This window comes from Massilia sp. UYP11 (assembly GCF_050434805.1).
Classification (GTDB): domain Bacteria; phylum Pseudomonadota; class Gammaproteobacteria; order Burkholderiales; family Burkholderiaceae_D; genus Telluria.
This window is the reverse complement of sequence record NZ_JBNDJE010000010.1, coordinates 18,486-41,299: the sequence shown is the minus strand read 5'-3', so window position 1 is coordinate 41,299 and position 22,814 is coordinate 18,486. Positions and strand designations below refer to the sequence as shown.

Annotated in this window: 15 protein-coding genes and 4 tRNA genes; 7 read left to right on the top strand and 12 right to left on the bottom strand. The window is 67.6% G+C overall.

Going from position 1 to position 22,814, the window contains the following annotated elements; all coding sequences use genetic code 11:
• Positions 1–2: 2 nt before the first annotated feature.
• Complete coding sequence (locus ABIB38_RS14835; RefSeq protein WP_429204966.1) at positions 3–971, bottom strand: IS1595 family transposase; 969 nt, start codon at positions 969–971, stop codon at positions 3–5.
• Between the two features lie 192 nt (positions 972–1,163).
• Between ABIB38_RS14835 and ABIB38_RS14830 the strand changes: the two genes are divergently transcribed.
• Entirely contained in the window at positions 1,164–2,465 is a 1,302-nt protein-coding gene (locus ABIB38_RS14830; RefSeq protein ID WP_429204964.1) for an NAD(P)/FAD-dependent oxidoreductase, read from the top strand.
• Between the two features lie 160 nt (positions 2,466–2,625).
• Here ABIB38_RS14830 and ABIB38_RS14825 read toward each other — a convergent pair whose 3' ends face one another.
• Positions 2,626–3,348, bottom strand: coding sequence for a sensor histidine kinase (locus ABIB38_RS14825; protein WP_429204962.1), 723 nt, complete (start codon positions 3,346–3,348; stop codon positions 2,626–2,628).
• Between the two features lie 193 nt (positions 3,349–3,541).
• Between ABIB38_RS14825 and ABIB38_RS14820 the strand changes: the two genes are divergently transcribed.
• Positions 3,542–4,006, top strand: coding sequence for a hemerythrin domain-containing protein (locus ABIB38_RS14820; protein ID WP_429204961.1), 465 nt, complete (start codon positions 3,542–3,544; stop codon positions 4,004–4,006).
• Between the two features lie 33 nt (positions 4,007–4,039).
• Here the strand turns inward: ABIB38_RS14820 and ABIB38_RS14815 are convergent, their stop codons facing one another.
• The gene (locus ABIB38_RS14815; protein WP_429204959.1) at positions 4,040–5,692 is read right to left on the bottom strand and encodes an ATP-binding response regulator; all 1,653 of its coding nucleotides are present in this window, start codon (positions 5,690–5,692) and stop codon (positions 4,040–4,042) included.
• 215 nt (positions 5,693–5,907) lie between these two features.
• Here ABIB38_RS14815 and ABIB38_RS14810 point away from each other — a divergent pair, with 215 nt between their 5' ends.
• Entirely contained in the window at positions 5,908–6,324 is a 417-nt protein-coding gene (locus ABIB38_RS14810) for a hypothetical protein (RefSeq protein ID WP_429204958.1), read from the top strand.
• 293 nt (positions 6,325–6,617) lie between these two features.
• Here the strand turns inward: ABIB38_RS14810 and ABIB38_RS14805 are convergent, their stop codons facing one another.
• The 4 genes from ABIB38_RS14805 to ABIB38_RS14790 all read right to left on the bottom strand — a co-directional run bounded on the left by ABIB38_RS14805 (position 6,618) and on the right by ABIB38_RS14790 (position 12,076).
• Positions 6,618–7,634: a diguanylate cyclase domain-containing protein gene (locus ABIB38_RS14805; RefSeq protein WP_429204956.1), complete on the bottom strand. Its 1,017-nt coding sequence runs from the start codon at positions 7,632–7,634 to the stop codon at positions 6,618–6,620.
• Positions 7,635–7,857: 223 nt separating this feature from the next.
• Positions 7,858–10,911, bottom strand: a complete 3,054-nt coding sequence (locus ABIB38_RS14800) for an ATP-binding protein (protein ID WP_429204955.1) — start codon at positions 10,909–10,911, stop codon at positions 7,858–7,860.
• A 130-nt stretch (positions 10,912–11,041) separates the two neighbouring features.
• Complete coding sequence (locus tag ABIB38_RS14795) at positions 11,042–11,878, bottom strand: response regulator (protein WP_429204953.1); 837 nt, start codon at positions 11,876–11,878, stop codon at positions 11,042–11,044.
• A gap of 39 nt (positions 11,879–11,917) precedes the next feature.
• Entirely contained in the window at positions 11,918–12,076 is a 159-nt protein-coding gene (locus ABIB38_RS14790; protein ID WP_429204951.1) for a hypothetical protein, read from the bottom strand.
• 508 nt (positions 12,077–12,584) lie between these two features.
• Between ABIB38_RS14790 and ABIB38_RS14785 the strand changes: the two genes are divergently transcribed.
• The 3 genes from ABIB38_RS14785 to ABIB38_RS14775 are packed head-to-tail and all read left to right on the top strand — an operon-like array spanning position 12,585 to position 16,910.
• Entirely contained in the window at positions 12,585–14,420 is a 1,836-nt protein-coding gene (locus ABIB38_RS14785) for a TonB-dependent receptor plug domain-containing protein (RefSeq protein ID WP_429204949.1), read from the top strand.
• A gap of 16 nt (positions 14,421–14,436) precedes the next feature.
• Positions 14,437–15,018, top strand: coding sequence for a YfiR family protein (locus ABIB38_RS14780; protein ID WP_429204947.1), 582 nt, complete (start codon positions 14,437–14,439; stop codon positions 15,016–15,018).
• The gene (locus ABIB38_RS14775; protein WP_429204945.1) at positions 15,018–16,910 is read left to right on the top strand and encodes an ATP-binding protein; all 1,893 of its coding nucleotides are present in this window, start codon (positions 15,018–15,020) and stop codon (positions 16,908–16,910) included. The genes ABIB38_RS14780 and ABIB38_RS14775 overlap by 1 nt, the downstream gene beginning before the upstream one ends.
• Positions 16,911–17,365: 455 nt before the next feature.
• On the opposite strand, the gene ABIB38_RS14770 is transcribed toward ABIB38_RS14775, so the two are convergent.
• The 5 genes from ABIB38_RS14770 to ABIB38_RS14750 form a co-directional block, all read right to left on the bottom strand.
• Positions 17,366–17,442, bottom strand: a tRNA-Arg gene (locus ABIB38_RS14770).
• Between the two features lie 122 nt (positions 17,443–17,564).
• Positions 17,565–17,641, bottom strand: a tRNA-Arg gene (locus ABIB38_RS14765).
• Positions 17,642–17,669: 28 nt separating this feature from the next.
• Positions 17,670–18,314: an NUDIX hydrolase gene (locus tag ABIB38_RS14760; protein ID WP_429204944.1), complete on the bottom strand. Its 645-nt coding sequence runs from the start codon at positions 18,312–18,314 to the stop codon at positions 17,670–17,672.
• Between the two features lie 196 nt (positions 18,315–18,510).
• Positions 18,511–18,587, bottom strand: a tRNA-Arg gene (locus tag ABIB38_RS14755).
• Between the two features lie 157 nt (positions 18,588–18,744).
• A tRNA-Arg gene (locus ABIB38_RS14750) sits at positions 18,745–18,821 on the bottom strand.
• A 109-nt stretch (positions 18,822–18,930) separates the two neighbouring features.
• Here ABIB38_RS14750 and ABIB38_RS14745 point away from each other — a divergent pair.
• The gene (locus tag ABIB38_RS14745; RefSeq protein WP_429204942.1) at positions 18,931–22,806 is read left to right on the top strand and encodes a two-component regulator propeller domain-containing protein; all 3,876 of its coding nucleotides are present in this window, start codon (positions 18,931–18,933) and stop codon (positions 22,804–22,806) included.
• The last annotated feature ends 8 nt before the right edge of the window (positions 22,807–22,814 follow it).

Sequence of the window (22,814 nt, the reverse complement as noted above, 5' to 3'; positions counted from 1 at the left end):
CATTAGGTGTTGATGACCCCGCATGCGATGCGCAGCAATTGTTCGACAGATGGTACCCGCCCGCCATCGAGCGCCCAGTGCCAGCCCAGGTAGTTGGATAGCCGGCGCGACGCCACGCCATGGAAGCGCGCCAGCCATTCCTTGAAGCGCCGGTGGTAGGCGTTGACATTCTGCACATGGATGGCGCCCTCGACGCCCGTGCGGACCCGTTCGCCGGCGCTGAGATTGACGGCTTGATGCGCGATGCCGTGGGCACGGGCGAAGGCGGCATGGGCGGCGTTGGCGTCCGTCACCAGCAGCGCCTGCGGGTCGAGTTTCGGCCGCAGGTGCCTGACCAGCTGCGCCGCTTTCAGGGCGCCGCGTCCGGTCACGGCGTCGACGGTCTGGCCGCCGCGGTCGCGCGCCACCAGGATGCAGTCGAGGTGGTGCGAGATTCCGCGCAGGGCGGCCCTGCCGCCGCGCTTGCGCGGCTGGCGATCGAGCTTGCGTGAACCCTTTTGCGATTCGAGCAGGAACATTTCGTCGGCCTCGACAATGCCGCCGAGCCGTGCCGGGCGATCGTCCTTGACCCGATCGAGAAAGCGATGACGCCAGCGAAAGGCCGTATTGCGGTGCACGCCGACACGCTTGGCCGCAGAGCGGACCGAGCGGGAATCGAGCACCGCTTCCAGATAGGCGAGCCACTTGCCCTTGAGCCTGAGCCGCGCCAGCGGCGTGCCGGTCAGGTCGTTGAAGGTGCGGCCGCACGCGCAGCAGCGATAGCGTTGCAGGTCGTTGGCCTGACCGTGCCGGTGGCAACGGTCGCAGGTGCAATCCGGGCAGCGCCGCCCGGTTGATCGGATGTCGCCAATGAGGGAGATCACCCGGTCCAGCCCGGCTGCCGGATGCAGGGCCGCGAGCACCTTCTGACGCTGCGGCTGGTTCAGCTTTGGCAGCTGGGCGAACAGCTGCGCAAACTGCGGCGCTTTCATCGTACGCTCCCGATCGATGACGACCGGGATTGGACCGCGGGTCAGCTCAGCAGTTCAGTGCTCATCCACAGCTAGTGAGTACAGCGCCAAGAATATTGACAATAGCAACGTTATTCACGCCGGCATAGTAAAATCGACATTGTCCGAAGGGCCCGGCGTCGTTGCCGGGCAGGACATTGCAAAGGAGGCAACTTGCGTAGCGATTTCGTGATCGTGGGTGGCGGCGCCGGCGGACTCGAGCTGGCCTGCAAACTGGGCCGCAAGCTGGGCCCATCCAAGGTGACGCTGGTCGACAGCCGCCTTTATCATATCTGGAAGCCGTCGCTGCACGAAGTCGCGGCCGGCACCCTGGACATCCACCAGGAAGGTCTGTCGTACGCCATGCTGGCCCACGACAATGGATTCAATTTCGTGTTGGGTCCAATGACGGGGCTCGACGCCGCCGGGCAGGCGATCGAGATCGGCGCGGTGCGCGCCGCCAGCGACAATGAAGAAGTGCTGCCGCTGCGCCGGCTGGGCTATGGCGCGCTGGTGATCGCGATCGGCAGCACCTCGAATTATTTCGGCGTGCCGGGCGCCGAAGAGCATTCGATTTCGCTGAACGCGACCGAGGACGCCGAGCGCTTCCGCCTGCGCATGCTGCGCCTGATGCTGGCGGTCGAGCAGCAGCGCGAAGAAGGCAAGGAGTCCGGCCTGGACGTGGTCATCATTGGCGGCGGCGCCACCGGCGTCGAACTGGCCGCCGAGCTGCGCGAAGCCTCGGGGGCCTATGCGCGCTATGGCTTCGCGCGCATGGACGTCAAGCGCGACGTGCGCATCACCATTCTCGAAGGCGCGTCGCGCATCCTGGCGCCGCTGCCCGAACGGGTCTCGAATGCGGCGCACGACCTGCTCGCCAAGCGCGGCATCAAGGTGGTCGCCGACTGCCGCGTCACCGCGATCGAGGCCGACAAGGTCATCGACGGCAACGGCAACGTCTACCCGGCCGACCTGTGCGTCTGGGCCGCCGGTATCCGCGCGCCCGAACTGCTGGCCAAGCTGGGCCTGCCGACCGCGCGCGGCGGCGGGCTCGACGTCGACGCCCAGCTGCGGGTGAAGGGCGTGCCGAACATCTGGGCGCTGGGCGACTGCGCCGTCTGCATCGACGGCAACGGCGTGCCGGTCCCGCCGCGCGCCCAGGCCGCGCACCAGCAGGCCGATTACCTGGTGGCGGCCTTCCTGCGCATCGACAAGGGCCAGGCGCCCTCGGCCTCGCCCTATGCGTACCGCGACTATGGTTCGCTGGTCTCGGTCGGGCAGAGCACCAGCGTCGGCAGCCTGATGGGGTCGCTGCGCGGAGCCAGCTGGTTCGTGCAGGGCGCGCTGGCGCGCTTGATGTACGCCAGCCTGCACCTGATGCACCACCGGGCGGTGATGGGCATCACCCGCACTGCGCTGCTGGCGGTGGCGCGCTTCCTGATCCGGCGCAGCACGCCGCTGGTCAAGCTGCACTGAGCGCAGTCGGTGCGACCCAATGACAACGGCGGCCAGTGGCCGCCGTTGTCATTGGGTCGTCGGGTTGGCTGCCTTGTTCGTGGGGTTGGCTGCCTGGTTCGTCGGGTTGGCTGCCGCGCCGCCGAAGCGACCTCGGTCGCGCCGGCAATCCGATGGCATCTCAGGCCGCCAGCTCGCGCGGCAAGGTCATCTGCAGCACGGCGCCGCCGTTCTCGCCACGCGCCAAAGTGAGGTTGCCGCCCAGGTAGCGCGCGCGTTCGCGCAGCAGGCGCAGGCCGTGGCAGCCGCTCGACGATGTTTCGAGCGCATTCTCGCAGGGGCCCACGCCGTCGTCGCGCACGGTGAGCATGGCCATCTCGCCGTCGTCGTCCAGGATCACGTCCACGCGGGTCGCCTGCGCATGGGCGGCGGCGTTGCGCAAGCCTTCCTCGGCGCAGCGCAGCAGCAGCACGCCGTGCTCGCGCGACCAGGCGCCGTCGTCGTCGGGCAGGCTGGCGCGGGCCTTCAGGCCGCGTTCGGCGCCGAAGGCGGGCACCAGCTCGGCCAGCGCGGCGCGCAGCCCGAGGAACTCGAGCTTGTCGTTCCACAGCTCGAGCTGCATCTTGCGGTTGGTTTCGATAATGCCGGCCAGCAGTGCCTTCATCTGGCCGGCGCGTTCGTGCGCCTTGCTGTCGGCCGGCAGGTTTTGGCTCAGCAGGGCCAGGTGCATGGTCAGGGCCGTCATCGACGAACCCAGGCTGTCGTGCAGCTGACGCGCCAACTGGCGGCGTTCCTGGTCCCAGCAGTTCGCCAGCCAGGCCAGCATCTCGGTGAGTTCAGCGGTGCGCGCCGCGACCTGGCGCTCGAGTTCCGGGTCGGGGGGCGATGGTGCCGGTTCGGTCATCGTAGGCTCTGTTATATGTTTCCCAAATCATACAACAGTTGGCAATTCGGCGGCGCGCGCCCGGCATTGCGCGGCATCCCGGCGTTGTTCCCACACAGCGTGCGCTCCCGTACAGTCAGCACGGCAGCAACAGCGCATGCTCGCTTCGTGGCCCAGGAGCCACTCACACCATACAGAATACGGGGGTATCACCATGACCAAGAACGCCAAGCAGCAGGACGCCATCGAACTACTGATCAGCCAGCACGACGAGGTCAAGGCGCTGTTCAAGCAATTCGACGAACTGGGCGAGCGCGCCACCACCAGCAAGAAGAAGCTGGCCGACGAGATCTGCGAGCAGCTGATCATGCACACGCAGATCGAAGAAGAAATCTTCTATCCGGCGCTGCGCGCGGTGTCGAAGGAAATGGAAGACATGCTGGACGAAGCCGTGGTCGAACATGCGTCGGCCAAGGACCTGATCTCGCAGATCCAGGAAATGGCGCCGGGCGACGACCTGTACGACGCCAAGGTCACGGTGCTGGGCGAGTACATCGAGCACCACGTCGACGAGGAAGAAGAGGACATGTTCCCGAAAGTGCGCAAGCTCGAGCTCGACCTGGACGCCCTGGGCGCAGAGATGGCGGCGCGCCGCGACGAGCTGCTCGCCACGGCCTGATCTCGTGCCGCCGCCGCTGTCACTGCCGCGGCTTCAGGCGGCGGTGCCGGCCGGGGCCGGCGCCAGCGCTTCCAGCAGGCGATCGATCTGCACCGGCTTGACCAGGTGCTGGTCGAAGCCGGCTTCCATCACGCGCCGCTGGTCGTCCGGAAGGCCATAGCCGGTCACGGCGATCAGGCGGATCGCGCACGTGGCCGGATCGGCGCGCAGGCGCCGCGCCACCTCGTAGCCGTCGATGCCCGGCAGGCCGATGTCGACCAGCGCGGCGTGCGGTTGGCAGGCATGCGCCTGGTTCACGCCCTGTACGCCGTCGCCGGCCTGGTACACCGGGTAGCCATGGGCGGCCAGCATGGTCGCCATCATTTCGCGCCCGTCTTCATTATCTTCGATCAGCAGTATCGATGGTTTGCCGGCATCGCCAAGCGGCGCCAGCGCCGGCGCGCATGGTTCGGCCGCGCCGCTCGACTCCGCCTGGCAGGGGCACGGAAGACGGATGGTGAAGCAGGAGCCGAGTCCGGCGCCGGGGCTGTCGGCGGCTACGCTGCCGCCGTGCAGCTCGACCAGGCGCCGCACCAGCGACAAGCCGATCCCCAGGCCGCCCTGCGAGCGGTCGATCGAGATCGCGCCCTGCACGAACACGTCGAACACCTGCGGCAGCAGCTCGGGCGGGATGCCGACGCCCGAGTCGCGCACGCTGAGCACGACGTCGTCGCCGGCGCGCGCCAGGGCGATGTCGATGGCGCCGCCGTTGGGCGTGTATTTCAGTGCATTGTCCAGCAGGTTCGAGACGATCTGTTCGAGGCGGGTCGGGTCGCCGTCGACCCAACTGGGCGCCAGGTCGGCCGCGATGCGGTAGCCTGCCATGCGGCCGGTGGCGCGGAAGGTTTCCAGGCAGCTGGCGACCAGCCTGGACAGGTCGGTGGCCTGGCGCGCCAGCAGAATCTTGCCCGACATCGCACGCGACAGGTCGAGCAGGTCGTCGACGATGCGCGACAGGTGCTGGCTCTGGCGCTGGATGATGGCGCGGGCGCGCGCCACCGTGTCGGGCGCGGCGCCGGGCAGGCCGATCAGGCTGGAAGCGCTGGTGATCGCCGACAGCGGATTGCGCAGTTCGTGGCCCAGCATGGCGAGGAACTCGTCCTTGGCATGGCTTTTCCTCTCGGCCGCACGCCGCTCTTCCATCTCGCTCACCAGGCGCTGGTTGGTGGCGGTCAGCTCGAGCGCATGCTGCGAGAGTTTTTCGGCCTGGCGCTTGAGTTCCTCGTTCTTCATGGCCAGGGTGACGAATACCGACACCTTGGCGTGCAGGATCTGCGGAATGACCGGGGTGAACAGGAAATCGGCGGCGCCGCGCTGGTAAGCCTTGAGACGATCGAGCTCGTCGGCCAGGAAGGCGGTGACGAAAATGATCGGGATGTCGGCCGAGCGCGGGCGCTGGTGGATCGCCTCGGCGGTCTCGAAGCCGTCCATGCCGGGCATGTTCACGTCGAGCAGGATCACGGCAAAATCGTGCAGCAGCACCTGGCGCAGCGCTTCCTGGCCGGAGCGGGCCGACAGCACGGCGTAGTTTCCTTCTTCGGCGCGCCCGTCGAGCAGGCTGGTGAGTGCCAGCAGGCTGGCGGGGTCGTCGTTGACCACCAGGATCTTGGGTTTATCGCTTGTCGCCACGATGGATTCCGTCAACATTGCCGTGCTTGCTCGACCAGATGGAGTGTAGTCTTGTATTACGCCAGAGTAAATACCTTGTAAAACAAGCCATCATATCATGCGACATAAGTGCTATTAGGCAAATAAATCAATCGTGCGGCCCGTGAGGGTGTTCGCTGCCGCACATACGTCGGCACCGGGCTATGCCATAGTGGAATCGAACCGTTTCGCTGGCCTACAAGAGAGGACATACTATGAATATCGACACCATTGTAAATGAACAATTTCACGGAAAAACGTTCCGCGAGCTGGCCGACGCGCCGCTGTCGGCGCTGCGCGGTATCGGCGAGCAGCAGGCCGCCGCGCTGGCCGACACGCTGGGCGTGAAGACGATCGGCGACCTGGCCAACCTGGAGGCCGTCCGGTACGCCATCGCCATCAATGCGCTGTCCGGCTGCGAAGGCGTGTCCAACAAGGAAAGGGCCGAGGAAACGCTGCTCGACGACGCGGTCGAGATGACGTTCCCGGCCAGCGACCCGATTTCGGTCGACGCCGGCATTACCCGCATCGAAGTCGCGCCCGACATGGTCGACCCTGGCCACGACCACCAGCACGCGCAGTCGATCGAAGAAAAGAGCAAGATTCGCGATTGCCCGACCGACCAGCGCTAAGCTTGCATCAGGAATCGAGGCATTGGCGGACAGGCCACGCGGCGTAAGTTGCGTGGCCTGTTTGTTTGTGCGGGCGCTGTGGGAAGAAGGGTGGGGCATGGGATGCGGTGAGGGCACTGGCGTTTGCGCCGGTTGGGAGTCGGTTTTTTAAGAAGGCAGCGACGTCGATCGCGGTCTCGCATGCTGCAGCGTGGCGACGCCGAAGACGGTAACAGCGACATGCCCGCGCATGTCGTTCCCGCGCTGGCGGGAAACTTCGTTGACATGCGCGGTGACGACCGCGTCGGCGCCGCTCAGCGGTGCTGCGCCGCCAGTTCGACCGGTGGGTTTGGCGAAGTCGCCTGACTCGGTGCGGCCGAAGTCTTGGCCGCCGCCTGGCGATTCGCCGCCGGCGAGCAGAAGCGGTTCTTGCCGGCGCGCTTGGCTTCGTACAGCGCGTAGTCGGCGATATTGATCAGCGCGTCGACCGATTCGGCGTCGTCCGGATAGATGCTGATGCCGATCGACGTCGACAGCCGCAAGGTGAGATCGTTGATGAAGAAGGGCTCGGACAGGGCCTCGACCAGCTTCGACGCCGGTCCCTGCGCGTCGGCCAGGCTGTGGACGTCGCCCAGCACCACCATGAATTCGTCGCCACCGAGACGCGCGACGGTGTCTTCCTTGCGCGAGCTCGACAGCAGGCGCTGGGACACCATCTTGAGGATCTCGTCGCCGTAGGCATGGCCGTAGGTGTCGTTGATCGCCTTGAAGCCATCCAGGTCGAGGTACATGACGGCGGCCTTGGCATGGCTGCGGTTGGCGTGCTGCAGGGCCGTTTCGATGCGGTCCTCCAGCAGGCGCCGGTTAGGCAGGCCGGTGAGGGCGTCGTGCAGGGCCAGCTCCTGTTGCGCCTTGGAATACTGGGCCAGTTCCTTGTACAGCAGCCGCACCTCGAGCATGTTATGGATGCGCTTGTGCACTTCGAGCAAATCGAAGGGCTTGCTGATGAAGTCGCGGGCGCCCGCTTCGAGCGCGGCGATCTTGAAGCTCGGTTGCGCGGTCAGGGCCAGCACCGGCAGGTAGCCGCCCTGCTCGATCTCCTTCAGGCCTTTCATGACCTGGAAGCCGTTCAGGCCCGGCATCTGCAGGTCCAGCAGGATCAGGTCGTAGTTGTGCTCGCGGTGGAGCGGGCAGACCTGTTCCGGCAGCATGGTCGAGCTGACGCAGGAATAGCCTTCTTCGCGCAATATCTCTTCCATCAGTTCGATATTGTCGGGCGAATCGTCCACTACCAGGATTTTCGCGTTCAAAATGTCTTGTCTGCTCGGCATGCTTTTCTCTTCTCTCGTATGGAGCGGATTCCCTTCTGGGTGGAATCGGGCTTGAACCCATCACTAATTAGTCTAGCAAACAGACCAAAATTTCTTGTAGGACAGCGCCGCGTGCGGGGGTAGGAACATAAACGACCGGCCAACAATGGCTGTGTTTCATTTGATCCCCCTTAATCGGCCCTTGATTGGCCCCCTCGATGAGCCGCCCATTATCGCCCATCATTCAACGGTTGACCATGCGCCTTCCTCCGCTGACCAGCGGCGCCGTGGGCGGCGCGGTCACCATGCCGATCGCGGTCATCAGCTCGGTCTGCTCGACCGGCTTCGATACATGGGCCGAAAAACCCGCTTCCAGCGCCTTGAGGCGATCTTCGGAACGGGCGAAGGCGGTCAGCGCGATGGCCGGCACCAGCCCACCCGCGTCGCGCGGGAGCGCGCGCACCCAGGACAGGAATTCCAGGCCGTCGACCTCGGGCATGCCGAGGTCGCTGATCAGGAGGTCGGGCGGGGCGGCGCGCAGCAGCTCGAAGGCTTCGCGCGCGCTGGCGGCCAGGCGCACGCTGGCCTGGCAATCGGCCAGGATGCGGGCGATCAGCTCGCGCGCATCGCGGTCGTCGTCGACCACCAGCACCGAGGTGCCGCGCAGGTCGCGTACGGCGACCTCGCCCGCCTGGGCGCCGCCCTCGGCGCCAGCCGGGGCCGGCGGCGCCGGCTGGCGCCGGGAGGCGCGAGCAGAATCGGCGGCGGCGGCCGTCTTGGCCACCGGCAGCTCGATGGTGAAGCTGGCCCCCTGGCCGACCCCTGCGCTCTCGGCGCGCACCGTGCCGCCGTGCTGCTCGACCAGGTGCTTGACGATCGACAGGCCCAGTCCCAGGCCGCCGTGGCTGCGCGTCATCGAGGCGTCGGCCTGGCGGAAGCGTTCGAACACGTGGGTGATGAATTCGGGTCCGATGCCGGCGCCGTTGTCGCGGATCGTGATCGCCACCTGTTCTTCGCGCTTGCCGACCTCGATCGTGACCAGGCCGTCGCGCGGGGTGAACTTGATCGCGTTCGACAGCAGGTTCCAGATCACCTGCTGCAGCCGGCCCGGGTCGCCCGCCACCGCCGGCGTCTCGCCCTCGTAGCGGCGCTCGATGCGGATGCCCTTGGCGTCGGCCGCCGGGCGCACGGTTTCGATGGCGGCGTCGATGAAGCCGGCCGGGGCCACGGTCTGCATGTCGAGCAGTACCTTGCCCGAGGTGATGCGACTCATGTCGAGCAGGTCTTCGATCAGCTGGGCCTGGGCGCGCGCATTGCGTTCGATGGTCGACAGGCCGCGCTGCAGGTCGGCGCCGTCGCGGCTGCCGCGGCGCAGCACCTGCGACCAGCCCAGGATCGCCGACAAGGGCGTCCTCAGCTCGTGCGACAGGGTGGCCAGGAACTCGTCCTTCATCTGGCTGGTGCGCTCGGCCTCGGCGCGCGCCTCGCGCTCGTTCTCGAGCAGCACCTTGCGCTCCTCGGCCGCGCGGCTGGCGGCTTCCACCAGGCGGATATTGTCGACCGCGATCGCGGCCTGGGCCGCGATGCCGCTGACGATGCGCTCGCTGCGCTCGGTGAACACGCCGGGCTCGGGGTGGCCGAAGAACATCGTGCCCAGCAACTCGCCCGAGCGCGCCGTGACCGGCACCGACAGGTAGCTGCGCACCGGCGGATGGCCAGCGGGCAGGCCGAATCGCGGCGCCTTGTCCGCATGCAGCGGGTCGTGGCCAAGGTCGCCAATGCGCACCAGGGCATCGGCCCGCAGGCCCGGGCCGAACAGTGCCCTGGCGCCGGGTGCGGCGACGTCCTGGAACTCGGCCGAGGTGGCGCCGGACAGCGTGTACAGCGAAAACAGCGTGCCCGCGCCTTGTTCGCCATAGTGGAAAAAGGCGCCGAAACGGGCCCCGCAGACGCCGGCGGCGGCGTCGGTGGCGGCCTGCATCAGCGAGCGCAGGTCGCGGGTCGACGCCAGGATCGTGCCGGTGCTGTTGAGCAGTTCGAGCACGTGCGATTCTTCGCGCAGCGCCTGCTCGGCGCGTTTTACCTGGTCGACGTCGGTATTGGTGCCGAACCAGCGCACCACGCGGCCATCGCGGTCGTGCACCGCCTCGACCCGGGTGAGGAACCAGCGGAAGTTGCCGTCGGCGCCGCGGATCGGGAATTCCATCTCGAACGGCAAGCCGGTGCGCACCGATTCGTCCCAGTGCTCGAGCACGGCCGGCAGCACCTCCGGGTCGTACACCGCTTTCCAGCCCCAGCCGGTGGATTCGCTCGGGGTGATGCCGGTGTATTCGTACCAGCGCTGGTTGAACCAGACGATGGCGCCGCTGGGGTCGGCCATCCAGGCCAGCTGCGGGATGGTGTTGGCCAGCGCGCGCAATTCTTCCTCGCTCTGGCGCAGGTGGTCGTCGGCCTCGCGCCGGGCGCTGATGTCCTGGGCCATGCCGGTCATGCCCAGCACGCGGCCGCCCTGGGCCGGGCCGCCATGATCGGGGCGGCCGACCAGGGCCACGCAGCGCGCGGCCGACTGGCCGCACGGGGCGCCGCCGGCGTGGCCGTCGAGCGGCAGCAGGCGGCATTCGAGGTCGAGGTCCTTGCCCTGCGAAAAAGCCGCGAGCACCGCGCGCCGCACCCGCGAGCGGTCGTCCTGGACCAGGCGCTCGCGCAGCAGCGGCCACGCGAGCGCCACGCCTTCGGGCAGGCCGAGGATCTCGGCGGCGCGCGCGCCAAAGGTGACGCGGCCGCTCGCCGCGTCCCAGCGCCAGTCGCCCAGGCGGCCGGCGGCGATCGCGAGCTGCAGCCGGTTGTTGTTGTCGATCAGGGCTTGCTGGTCGAGCTTGCGCGCCGTGATGTCCTGGAAGTACAGGGTCAGGCCGTCGGGCGAAGGGTACACCCGCATGTCGAGCCAGCATTGCAGGCGGCGGTAGAAGAACTCCTTGGTGACGGTGATCCGCTGCTCCATCGCGCGCCGGCAGTCGGCGGCGACCGAGGTGCCGTGCAGGTCTTCGAATTCATCCCACAGCCGGCGGCCGACCAGGCTGTCGCGGCTCTTGTTGAGCGGCGCCGCCATCTGCAGCGCGCGGCCGTTGATATAGGTGATGTTCCAGTCGCGGTCGACCGCGCAAAAGCCGTCGGTGAGGCTTTCGAGCATGTTTTCCATGCGCTCGTTGGCGCGCTGCAGCTCTTGCCGGGTGGCTGCCAGGTCTTGTTCTGACACGTGGCGCGGGTTGCTGCTGGAAAGGTCGGAGGGAGTGTTCATGCCGGGTGTGCAAAATGCCCGAGATCGGGCAGGATGTGTTTCATTGTAGACCAGACAAGCCGGTCTGACGCACACGCTTGATGCGCGCCTGGCGCCGGTGGGCGTTTCAGGCGCGCTTCACGGCGCTTCTTCAGCCGGATTTGCCCGGCTGGCGCGCGACCTTCGACAGGGCGTCCTGCAACTGGTCGATCTCGTAGGGCTTCTGCAGCGACTGGTAAGGGAAGGACAGGTGGCGCAGCAGGGTGTCGCCGTAGCCCGAGGCGAAGATCACGCGCAGCGACGGGTCGTCCGCGATCGCCCGGGTGGCCAGGTCGACACCCGACATGCCGGGCAGGCTGACGTCGGAGAACAGCACGTCGTAGCGCTGGCGCGCGAGCAGGGCCAGGGCGTCGTCGGGATGGGCCACGCCGTCGGCTTCGTGGCCGAAGGCCTTGAGCATTTCGCACACCAGGTACTGGGAGTCGACATTGTCCTCGACCACCAGGATGCGCATGGCGCCGCTGCCGGCGTCTTCCTGTGCCGGCGCCTCGGTTGCCGGGGCCAGCGCCACCTGCACGCCGCGCACCGCGCCGGCCTCGTCGCGCAGCGGGGTCAGGCGCAGGTCGAAGCGCGACTCCTGGTTGCCGTCGAGGCGGCGGAAGGTGAGGGGCGCGTCCTGCACCACGCCGGCCTCGCCGCGCCAGGCGGCCTCCAGCGCCTTGCCGGCTGCCGCCAGCGGCGGCGGCAGCACCGGCGGCACCGAACCGCCGGGAACCCGGCCGTAGCCGGGGCCGGCCAGCAGGGCATACGCCTCGTTGAACACCGTGATCGTCTCGGCGCCCCAGACCAGCAGGGTGGGGAGCGGGGAGTTCAGCAGCAGGTCGCTGGAAAGGCGGAGCAGCAGGGGCCAGCGGGCGGTATCGCCCAGCGCGGTCGCCGACCAGTCGTAGGATGCGGTACTCCGGGCGGAGGTGTCGAGGTCGGGCATGGGCAAGCTTGTTGTAAAAACGAAAATATGGCGGGCATCCTACACCAAAAGCCCGTTACCTGCTTTACCAACCGTGCGCGGCCATGCAGCCGCGATTTTGTAACTAACCAACTGTTCGAGCATCATCGACACGCTGAGGCCGCAGTCGCGGCCTGCGGCATGCACGGCACCGATGGTGTTGCAGATCGTCGGGGTCATGCCGGCAACAGCGCGTTCGGGCAAGCGCCGCCCCTCCGACCTGTCATGGCGGAAACGTTGCAGGAATGTGGCAGGGATGTGGCTGGGATGTAACGAATCTCGCCGGCATGTCGTAACGAAGGGCGGGCACGCGCTCCGGCGCCGCTGACGGATGCATGGCGGCGGACACACGAGGACGCGCAAAAAAAAAGCCCGCATCCTGAGAGGCGGGCTGAATCTATTTCCTAGGAGGAGAATAGAGGAGACAGGTGAATGATGCTGCATTGCGTCAAATCAGTCCAATTTATATTTCCAATACCAGTCATAGGCTTAATAAATATCCTAGGAAGATTGTCAAGTGCGCACTGTAGCGTGCACGCACTTGGTGCGTGCGTGAAAATGTTCTAGGATGGCAACTATGTCATCTTCTTCGTTGCTTGTTCGCGCCGGTATCGCGCTGCTGTCCTGCGCTTGCGCCTGCGCTGCGCAGGCGCAGACACGGCCAATCGACCCGCCACCGGGCCCGGCCATGCCGCTCGCCGACTATTCTCTCGAACAGCTTTCCGACATCGTGGTGATCTCGGTCTCGCGCCAGAACGAGCCGCTCGGGCGGGCGTCGGCCTCGGTGTACGTGATCCAGGGCGCCGAGATCGCCCGTTCCGGCGCCACCACCTTGCCCGAGGCGCTACGCCTGGCGCCCAACCTGGTGGTCGCGCGCATCGGCGCCGGATCGTATGCGATCAGCACGCGCGGCTTCGTTTCGCCGCTGGCCAACAAGTTGCTGGTGATGGTCGACGGCCGCAGCGTGTATTCGCCGCTGTTCTCGGGCGTGTTCTGGGAAATGCAGGACGTGCCGCTGGAAGACGTGGAGCGCATCGAGGTGATCAGCGGCGCCGGCGGCACCGCCTGGGGCACGAATGCCGTGAACGGCGTCATCAACGTCATCACCCGCAGCGCCGCCGAGACCCATGGCGGCCTGGCGACCGCGCATGCCGGCGGCGGCGAACAAGGCGCGAGCGTGCGCTATGGCGGACAGTTCGCCGGCGGCGCGCATTGGCGCGCCTATGCGCGTGGCATGGAGGTCGAGGGGTTTGCCCGCGACGCGGGCGGGCCGGATGCCGGCGGCATGCGGCGCCAGCAGGCGGGTTTCCGTCTGGACTGGGAGGCCGGCGCCGACGACGTCAGCATCAGTGGCGACATCTACGATGGGCGCCTGCGCGCTGGGGGCGACCAGTCGCGCGTCAAGATGGCGGGAGCCAACCTGCTGGGGCGGGTCGAGCACCGGCTCGACGAGAACCAGAGCGTGCGCCTGCAGGCGTGGCTCGACCACTCGCGGCGCGACCAGCAGGACGTCGGCGCCCAGCGCCTGGACACGGTCGACGTCGAGGCCCAGCACCTGCTGCGCCTGGATGGCCACAGCCTGGCCTGGGGCGGCGGCTATCGCTACAGCCGCGACCGGATCGACAACGGCCCCGTGCTGCGCTTTACCCCGGCGCGCCGCAGCCTGCGCTGGTCGCACCTGTTCGTCCAGGACGACATCAGCGTGGCGCAGGACGTGCGCGCGAGCGCCGGCGTGCGCATCGAACACAATGTGTACACCGGCAGCGAGGTGCTGCCCAGCCTGCGCCTGGCATGGGACGTCGATGCGCGCTCGATGCTGTGGGCGGCATTGTCGCGCACGGTGCGCGCGCCGTCGCGCATCGACCGCGATCTCTACGCCGTCGACTCGCTCGATCCGAACGCCTACCTGATCGCGGGCGGAGCGGACGTGGTGGCGGAGACGGCGCGCGTGGCCGAGCTGGGCTATCGCGCCCAGCCCCTGCCTTCGCTGTCGTGGTCGGCAACCGTCTTCTATACGGATTTCGAGCGCCTGCGCACGCTGGAACCGGCCCCGGCGCACGCCGGTCCGCCGGCGGCCTATGTCCTGCAAAGCCTGGGCAAGGGCGCGCTGCGCGGCGTCGAGCTGTGGGCCAACTGGCAGGCCGCGCGTGGCTGGCGCCTGCAGGCGGGCGCGGTGCTGCAAGACCTGGACATCGGGCGCGAGCCGGGTAGTCGCGACGATACGGGCCTGAGTTTTCTTGCTGGCAACGATCCACGCGTGACCTGGACCGTGCGCAGCGCGCACGACCTGGGCGCGCGCCTGCGGGCCGATCTGGCGCTCCGTTACGTCGCGCGCATGCCACAGACGGCCCTGCCAAGCTATCATGAGCTCGACGCGCGGTTGGCGTGGCAGCTACGCCCCGATCTCGAGATCGCCCTTGTCGGGCGTAACCTGCTGCACCGACGCCACGCCGAATACGGCGCGGCCGGCAGCCGCCAGCTGATCGAGCGGTCGGTGTTCGCCAGCGCGGCGCTGCGTTTTTGATGGGCCAATGAATTCCATGACAATCAATCAACCTGAACGCCCGCAGCGACGCCGGGCATGCCGGGCCCTGGCGCTGCCCCTGCTGCTGGCCGGCGCGCCCCTGCTGCCGCTGGCCGCCCAGGCCGCGGCGCCGGCGCTCGAGCGGCGCGTGAAGGCGGCTTTCCTGTATAAATTCCTCGGTTACGCCGAATTCCCGCCGCAAGCCTTCGCCGACGCCGCCACGCCCCTCACCCTGGGCGTGGTCGGCGCCGAGGATATGGCGGCCGAGCTGGCGCGGATCGCCACCGGGCGCATGGTGGCGGGGCGCACGATCGCCGTGCGCGCGCTGCGCGAGCAGGAGCTGGCCCAGCCGGTGCACGTGCTGTTCGTGGCCGGCCGCGACGAGGCGCGCACGGCGCGCCTGCTGCGCTCCTCGCCGGCCTTTCTGACCGTGACCGAATGCGAAGGCTGCCTGCAGCACGGCAGCGTGATCAATTTTACGATCGTCGATGAGCGCGTACGTTTCGACGTCTCGCTCGACGCGGCGGAAAAGAAGCATGTGAAGCTCAGTTCGCGCCTGCTGACGGTGGCGAACCGCGTGCAGAAAGGAGCCTCCTGATGCCAATGCACGATACCGGCTCCGTCAGGAGCAAACTGATCCTGATGGCGGTGGCGACCACCGTGGTGGCCCTGCTCACCGCGGGCGTGGCGATGCTGCTGCTCGACCTGCGCACCTTCCAGCGTTACTGGATCGACGATCTCACCACCCAGGCCGACATCGTCGCCAGCGTGACCGCGCCCGCGGTCTCGTTCAACGATGCGACCGACGTCACCCAGAACCTGACCCTGCTGCGCGTGCGTCCGCAGATCGTGGCGGCCGCGGTCTACACCGCCAACGGCGCCCGCTTCGCCACCTATGTGCGGCCCGACGTGCGCGCGCAGTTGCCGGAGCGGCCCGAGCCGGCCGGCTACCGCATCGAGCGCGGCGAAGTCGTGCTGTACCGCGACATCGTCGAGAACGGCGAACGGATCGGCACGGTCTACCTGCGTTCGCGCTACGGCGTGCTGGACCGGGCCCTGAGCTACGGCGCCATCCTGGGCGGTGTGCTGCTGGGCGCCCTGGTGATCGCGGCCCTGGTGGCTTCGCGCCTGCAGGCGTCGATCACGCGTCCGCTGGAGGCGGTCACCGATGTCGCACGCCAGGTGATGCTGCGCCGCGACTTCTCGCTGCGCGTGCCGGGCAAGGAAAAGGGCGAGATCGGCGTGCTGGTCGACGCCTTCAACGACATGCTGGCCGAGATCGGGCGCCGCTCGGACGCGCTGCAGGCGGCCAACCGCACGCTCGAACACGAGATGGACGTACGCCAGCGCGCCGAAGGCGCCCTGATCGTGGCCGACCGGCGCAAGGACGAATTCCTGGCCACCCTGGCGCACGAGCTGCGCAACCCGCTGGCGCCGATCCGCACCGGCCTCGACATCCTGCGCATCCGCAGCGGCGACGCCCAGGCCACCCAGCGCGCCACCGACATCATGGAACGCCAGCTGCGCCAGATGGTGCGCTTGGTGGACGACCTGCTGGACGTCTCGCGCATCAATACCGGCAAGTTCACCATCAAGATGGGACGCGTGGAACTGAAGGCCGTCGTCAACGACGCGCTGGAAGTGGTGCGCTCCTATATCGAGCTGCACGGGCATGAGCTGGTGCTGGAGCTGCCGGACCGTCCGGTATTCCTGCATGGCGACGCCACGCGCCTGGCGCAGATCCTGTCGAACCTGCTCAACAACGCGGCCAAGTACACCAACCGCGGCGGCAAGGTGATGCTCAAGGGGGCGGTGGAGGACAAGACCCTGGTGCTCGAAGTGGCCGACACCGGCATCGGGCTGGCGCCGGACATGCTCGATTCGGTGTTCGAGATGTTCGTCCAGGTCGACTCGACCCTGGAGCGCAGCAACGCCGGCCTGGGCGTGGGCCTGTCGCTGGCGCGCAAGCTGGTCGAGCTGCACGGCGGCACCATCACCGCCCATAGCGAAGGCATGGGCCTGGGCAGCCGTTTCCTGGTGCGCCTGCCGATCGTGGTCGCCCCGGAGCCGCCGACCAAGCCGACCCCGGCCGCCTTCATCAGCACCGAGAGTTATCGCATCTTGCTCGCCGACGACAACGTCGACTTCGTCAACAGCATCGGCGCCTTGCTCACCGCGATGGGCCATAGCGTGGTGATCACCCACAACGGCCCGGATGCGCTGGCTGCGGCGGCGCGCTTCTGCCCGGACTACGCCTTCCTCGACATCGGCTTGCCGCACATGTCGGGCTACGACCTGGCGCGCGGCATCCGCAAGCTGCCCAGCGGCGCGCTGACGGTGTTGATCGCGGTGACCGGCTGGGGCCAGGAAAAAGACCGCCAGCTGGCCTTCGAGGCCGGCTTCGACCACCATATGGTCAAGCCGGTGCGCTTCGAGCAGATCGAGGAGATCCTGGGCACGCGCAGCGTCGTCAAGAAGGCGCGCACGTAAAAACGTAATCACGTGCGACGTTGCCGGTCGTTCGTTCGATTGTTCGTTCGTGCCACAGGCAGGCGGGGCGGGGTGGGGCGTCGGCCCTGCTGCGGGCGCCGGCGCCGGGCCGGGAAACCCGGCGCGCCCAGGCCGCCAGGCATCATGCCCAAGGTAGCCGGCCCGTGCGCCAGCGCCGTCGGCGGACAGCAGTTCGCCTCACCAGCAGGTAATCGTCGCAGTCCGCGAGGTCGTCGTTGGCGATGGTCCACCGGTCGCGGGCGCCGGCTTGCGCTGCTTCTCCCGCAGTGATGAGGACGTCATCGGCGGCGTACGGGCGCAGGATGGGTGCAAGGGACGAGCGTCAGTCGCTCATGGAGCCCGATGTGCGGATGACATGGGCCCGCGCGCCTGCGGTGCGAGCAGCCAAGAAAAAATGGCTTAGAATTTCTTCTGAGCCATTCTCTTGAAACAGTTGGTGCGGCTGGCAGGAATCGAACCCACGACCCCTTGGTTCGTAGCCAAGTACTCTATCCAGCTGAGCTACAGCCGCCCGAGGCACGCATTATAACGGCATTCAGACGAAACGCCAAGCAAGGATTCTGCGATGCCAACACAGAACTCCGAAAAGAAAAATGGCCCAGAATATCTTCTGAGCCATTCTCTTGAAACAGTTGGTGCGGCTGGCAGGAATCGAACCCACGACCCCTTGGTTCGTAGCCAAGTACTCTATCCAGCTGAGCTACAGCCGCCCGAGGCACGCATTATAGCGATGCTTGTTCATCTTGGCAAAGGATTGGCGACAAAATCTTTGTTTTTATCCATCGTCGCCGGCGCCAGCGCCCGCGCCAGGGCATCGATCACCGCCCGGTCGTGAGGATTGCACAGCAATGCGGGCAAATCCGCTTGCGGGACCAGGTGCACGGCCTGGCTTTCCCATCCCATCAGCGCCGGATTGCCGCCGACCCGGCGCGCCAGGTAGTAGCGCGTATGGGTCTGGGTGCGTGCGCTGTCGATCAGGTGGGCCAGGATCTCGACCCGCAGGCCGGATTCCTCGAACGCTTCGCGGATCGCCGTGGCTTGCAGGTTGACGCCGGGATCGACCCGGCCCTTGGGAAAGGTCGCGTCGTAGCCGCCGAAGCGGTTCGAGGGCGCCACCGCCCACACGCGGCCATCGTCTTCCACGATCACGACGCCGGCGGCCGGGGAGCGCGACGGCGGCAGGTCGAAGGCCGGTTCGGCGATATCGGCCTGGCCCGCGACGTCGTTCCACCCCGCATTCGTGGCGGGCGCGTCGATCCACGGCGCGAACGGTACGCCGTTCAGGACCGGAGGCAGGGCGCCGAGCGGTACGACGGTCGCGATCCGTGCCGGGTCGAGCCAGGACGCCAGTGCGGTCGGCAACGAGGGCGAGCGGATCGGCACGGGTTCGCCGCGCTCATCGGGTTGGGGGTGATGCTGTGGCTGATGGTGAGGCTGATGGTGAGGCTGAGAAGCGGCGGCGTCGTTCATGGGCGAAAGTGACGGGTGCGCATTGAAAGCCGGGCATTGAAAGCCCGCACATTGCTGGCCTAAAAGCAATAAGGGCACTTCTTGCGAAGTGCCCTTATCTGAAGAAGGTTGGTGCGGCTGGCAGGAATCGAACCCACGACCCCTTGGTTCGTAGCCAAGTACTCTATCCAGCTGAGCTACAGCCGCCCAATGCAGGCATTATAGCGGGAGGTGGACGTCTTGGCAAAGGTTCAGTGCCGAACCGTGTAACGGGCGGAGAAAAAGGGGGTACAAAACCGCCCTGGATCAATCCAGCAGGCAAAGAAAAAGGGCCAGATCGTGTGATCTGGCCCTCTGTATTTTCTGGTGCGGCTGGCAGGAATCGAACCCACGACCCCTTGGTTCGTAGCCAAGTACTCTATCCAGCTGAGCTACAGCCGCCCGAGGCATGCATTATAGCAGCGGGCCGCCGGTTCTGGAAGTCTCAAAATATTTCACCTTAGCAAACTCCTCTGGTAGATTGGATGGCAGGATCATCAACTGGATCGCCATGCCGGGTTTCACCACTGTCCGCGCCACCTCGTGTCGCTGCATCTTCCTGCTGTTGCTGAGCATTCTGGGCATGCTCGCCGCGCTGCCCGGGGACGCGGGCGCCGCCCAGCGCAGCCTGCGCTTCGAACGGCTGTCGGTCGACCATGGCCTGTCCCAGCATTCGGTGATCAATATTTTGCAGGACCGCCAGGGCTTCATCTGGTTCGGCACCCAGGCCGGGCTGCACCGTTTCGACGGCTACCGGATGACCGTGTACCGAAACGACACCAAGGATCCGGGCAGCATCCCCGACAACCACGTATCGGCCTCGTACGAGGATCCGCACGGCCATCTGTGGTTCGGCACCAAGGGCGGCCTCGCGCGCCATGATCCGGCCACCGGCCGCTTCCAGCGCCACACGCTGGCAGATGAAGGGCGCAGCGTGCTGCGCTCGGTGGTGGCCATCGTGCCGGGACCGGATGGCGCGCTGTGGCTGGCGACCAGCGACGGCGTGGTGCGCTTCGATCCGGCCACCGGCCGGCACCGCGGCTATGTGCACGACCCCGAGGACCGCGCCAGCCTGCGCGACGACCGGGTCAACGCGCTCGCCTTCGACAATGCGGGCGCGCTGTGGGTGGGCACGGCGGATGGGCTGGACCGGATGGAGCCGGACAGCGGCCGCTTCACCCACTTCGCGCTCGCCCCGCCGGCCGACGCCAAGCGCAATACCGTGCTCGCGCTGTCGATGGGGCCGCGCGACACGCTGTGGGTCGGCACCGCGTCCGGGCTCGAAGCCTGGCGCCTCGACGAAGGGGCGCCGCGGCGCCAGCGCATGGCCGCGGCCGATGGCATGGGCGACGTGCACGTCAAGACCCTGTACCACGACAGCGGCGCCCAGCTCTGGGTCGGCACCGAGAAGCAGGGCCTCAAATGGCGCGATCCTTCCAGCGGCAAGTTCATCAGCTATCGCAATGCGCCCCAGGACCCGCACAGCCTGTCCGACAACCAGGTGCCCGCGGTGCTGGTCGACCGCACCGGCACCCTGTGGGTCGGCACTTATTTTGGCGGCATCAATCGCACCGACCTGGCCAGCGGCGGCTTTACGCGCTACGGCGATACCGAGGGCATCGGTCGCGCGCGGGTGCGCGCCATCGCCGACGCGGGCGACGGCCGCCTGTGGGTCGGCACCGTCAGCGACGGCCTGATGCTGCTCGATCCGGCCACCCGGCAAGCCACGCGCCTGCGCTCGGCCATGCTGGGCGACCGGGTTACGGCGCTGGCCTCGGCCCATGGCCGGCTCTGGATCGGCACCGCGACCGGCCTGCTGTGGCGCGCGCCGGACGGGCGCATGAAGCGGGTGGCGCTGGGACCGGGCCCGGGCGCCAATCACGTGCAAGCGATCCGCGTCGGCCGTGACGGCACCTTGTGGGTCACGACGCGGGACGGCCTGTCGGCGCTGGCGCCCGGCCATGAAACCGCGCGCAGCTGGCGCAACGATCCGCTCGACCCGACCAGCCTGGGCGACAACTTCGGCCGCGCGCTGCTGGAAGACCGGCACCGCGTGGTGTGGATCGGCACCGAGTCGGGCCTGGAACGGTTCGACCGCGCCTCCGATACCTTTACCCGCTTTCGCAGCGATCCGGCCGATCCGGGCAGCCTGCGCCACAGCCGGATCAACTACCTGTACGAATCGGCCAAGGGCGACCTGTGGATCGGCACCGCCGGCGGGCTGCACCGCATGATGCGCGACGGCGAACGCGCCTGGTTCCGCTTCTATCCCTTCGCCGATGCGGGCGAGGGGCCGTCGATCGGCGCCATCCTCGAGGACGACGACGGCAACCTGTGGGTCAGCACCACGGCCGGCATCACGCGCGTCGATCCGGTGAGTGGCCAGGCCAAGAGCTACACGGCCAGGAACGGCCTGATCGACGGCTCCTACTTCGTGGGCGCGGGCTGGCGCGGCGCCAACGGCCAGCTGCATTTCGGCGGCATCAACGGCATGACCTCGTTCTTTCCGGCCGAGGTGCGCGACAACCCGTTTGCGCCGAGGGTGGCGATCACCGATCTCCTGGTGCTGAACCGCTCGCGCGCGCTTCCCGACCTGCCGACGCGGCGCGAGATCACGCTGTCGCACCACGATACCGTGTTCACGCTCGAGTTCGCGGCCTTGCACTACGCCGACCCGCACGCCAACCGCTATGCCTACCAGCTCGAAGGCTTCGACCAGGGCTGGGTCGACACCGGCGCCAGCCGGCGCTTCGCGACCTACACCAACCTCGATCCGGGACGCTATGTGTTCCGGGTCCGGGCCAGCAACAAGGACGGCCTGTGGAGCCAGGACGCCGCCACGCTGGCGATCACGATCACGCCGCCGTACTGGAAGACCTGGTGGTTCCGCGCGCTGGCGGCAAGCGCGGTGCTGGCGCTGTCCTACCTGGCCTACCGGTTGCGGGTGCGCGCGCTGGTGGAGCAGAAAGGCCTGCTGGCGCGCGAAGTCCATGCCCGGACGGCCGAACTGCTGCTGCAGAAGGACGCGGCCGAGCGCGACAAGCGCGAAGTCGAACGCCAGAAGGAATCAGTCGAGCGCGCGCACCGCAATATCGCGCTGCTGTCCGACATGGGCCGGGCCTTGACCGCGAACCTGGACATCGAAACCATCATGAGCACGCTCTACCGGCACGTGGTGGAGCTGATGGACGCGCCGGTCTTCGCGGTCGCGCTGTGGCGCCCGGAGCGCGAGACGCTCGAGCTGCCGTATGCGGTGGTGGTCGGACGGCGCATGGCGCCGCGCGAGCTGCGCTTCGATCCGGCGCGCCACCTGCTGTCGTGCTGCGTGGCCGAAGGCCGCGAGTTCCTGCTGGCCGACGTCCTGGCCGAATTGCCTGCGTGCCTGCCGCAGGCGGTCGATGCGCTCGATGCGGTGGCGGTGTCGGATGACGCCATTCATGCGCCGTGCTCGCTGCTGTGCGTCCCGGTGACGGCGGGCGAGCGGGTGCTGGGCGCGGTAACGGTGCAGAGCCGCCAGCCAGACGCCTACAGCCAGGTCCACCTCGACATGCTCGGGACGCTGGCGGCCTACGTCGGCGTGGCGATGGACAATGCCGAAGCCTACCACCGCCTCAAGGAAACCCAGGCCCAGCTGGCGGCGCAAGAGAAACTGGCCTCCCTCGGTTCGCTGGTGGCGGGCGTGGCGCACGAGCTCAACACCCCGATCGGCAACAGCCTGCTGATGGCCAGCACCCTGCAGGAGCGCACGCACGCGGTGGCGGCGCGCGTCGCGCACGCCACGCTCAAGCGCTCCGACCTCGAAGACTACATGGCGGCGTCGCACGAAGCGTCGGCCCTGATCGTGCGCAGCCTGCACAATGCGGCCGAACTGGTGAGCAGCTTCCGCCAGGTCTCGGTGGACCAGGCCAGCGACCAGCGCCGTCGCTTCGACCTGGCCCAGGCCTGCCATGAGATCGTCGCGACCCTGATGAGCACGGTGCGCCTGGCCGAACACCGCCTGCTGCTCGACGTGCCGGCCGGGATCGTGATGGATGGATTCCCGGGCCCGCTCGGCCAGGTCCTGATCAATTTCGTCAACAACGCCATGCTGCACGCTTTCGAGGGCCCGGGCGGCGCCATGACGATCGGCGCCGTGCCCCAAGACGGCCGGGTGACCATCACCTTCCGCGACGATGGCCGCGGCATCGAGCCGGCCCATCTCGGCCGCATCTTCGATCCTTTCTTCACGACCCGCATGGGGCAGGGCGGGACCGGGCTGGGCCTGAACATCGTCTACAACATCGTCACGGGCCTCTTGGGCGGCACGATCCGGGTCGAGAGCACGCCCGGCGCCGGTACGCTGTTCGTGCTCGACCTGCCGCTGCGTGCGCCGGACGCGCCGGCTTGAGGCGAGGC

Coding starts and splice junctions, on each gene's coding strand:
- ABIB38_RS14835 (WP_429204966.1), bottom strand. CDS start 971: ATGAAAGCGCCGCAGTTTGCGCAGCTGTTCGCCCAGCTGCCAAAGCTG.
- ABIB38_RS14785 (WP_429204949.1), top strand. CDS start 12,585: ATGCCGCTCGCCGACTATTCTCTCGAACAGCTTTCCGACATCGTGGTG.
- ABIB38_RS14800 (WP_429204955.1), bottom strand. CDS start 10,911: ATGAACACTCCCTCCGACCTTTCCAGCAGCAACCCGCGCCACGTGTCA.
- ABIB38_RS14815 (WP_429204959.1), bottom strand. CDS start 5,692: ATGTTGACGGAATCCATCGTGGCGACAAGCGATAAACCCAAGATCCTG.
- ABIB38_RS14775 (WP_429204945.1), top strand. CDS start 15,018: ATGCCAATGCACGATACCGGCTCCGTCAGGAGCAAACTGATCCTGATG.
- ABIB38_RS14795 (WP_429204953.1), bottom strand. CDS start 11,878: ATGCCCGACCTCGACACCTCCGCCCGGAGTACCGCATCCTACGACTGG.
- ABIB38_RS14805 (WP_429204956.1), bottom strand. CDS start 7,634: ATGCCGAGCAGACAAGACATTTTGAACGCGAAAATCCTGGTAGTGGAC.
- ABIB38_RS14780 (WP_429204947.1), top strand. CDS start 14,437: ATGACAATCAATCAACCTGAACGCCCGCAGCGACGCCGGGCATGCCGG.
- ABIB38_RS14790 (WP_429204951.1), bottom strand. CDS start 12,076: ATGACCCCGACGATCTGCAACACCATCGGTGCCGTGCATGCCGCAGGC.
- ABIB38_RS14810 (WP_429204958.1), top strand. CDS start 5,908: ATGAATATCGACACCATTGTAAATGAACAATTTCACGGAAAAACGTTC.
- ABIB38_RS14820 (WP_429204961.1), top strand. CDS start 3,542: ATGACCAAGAACGCCAAGCAGCAGGACGCCATCGAACTACTGATCAGC.
- ABIB38_RS14825 (WP_429204962.1), bottom strand. CDS start 3,348: ATGACCGAACCGGCACCATCGCCCCCCGACCCGGAACTCGAGCGCCAG.
- ABIB38_RS14745 (WP_429204942.1), top strand. CDS start 18,931: ATGCCGGGTTTCACCACTGTCCGCGCCACCTCGTGTCGCTGCATCTTC.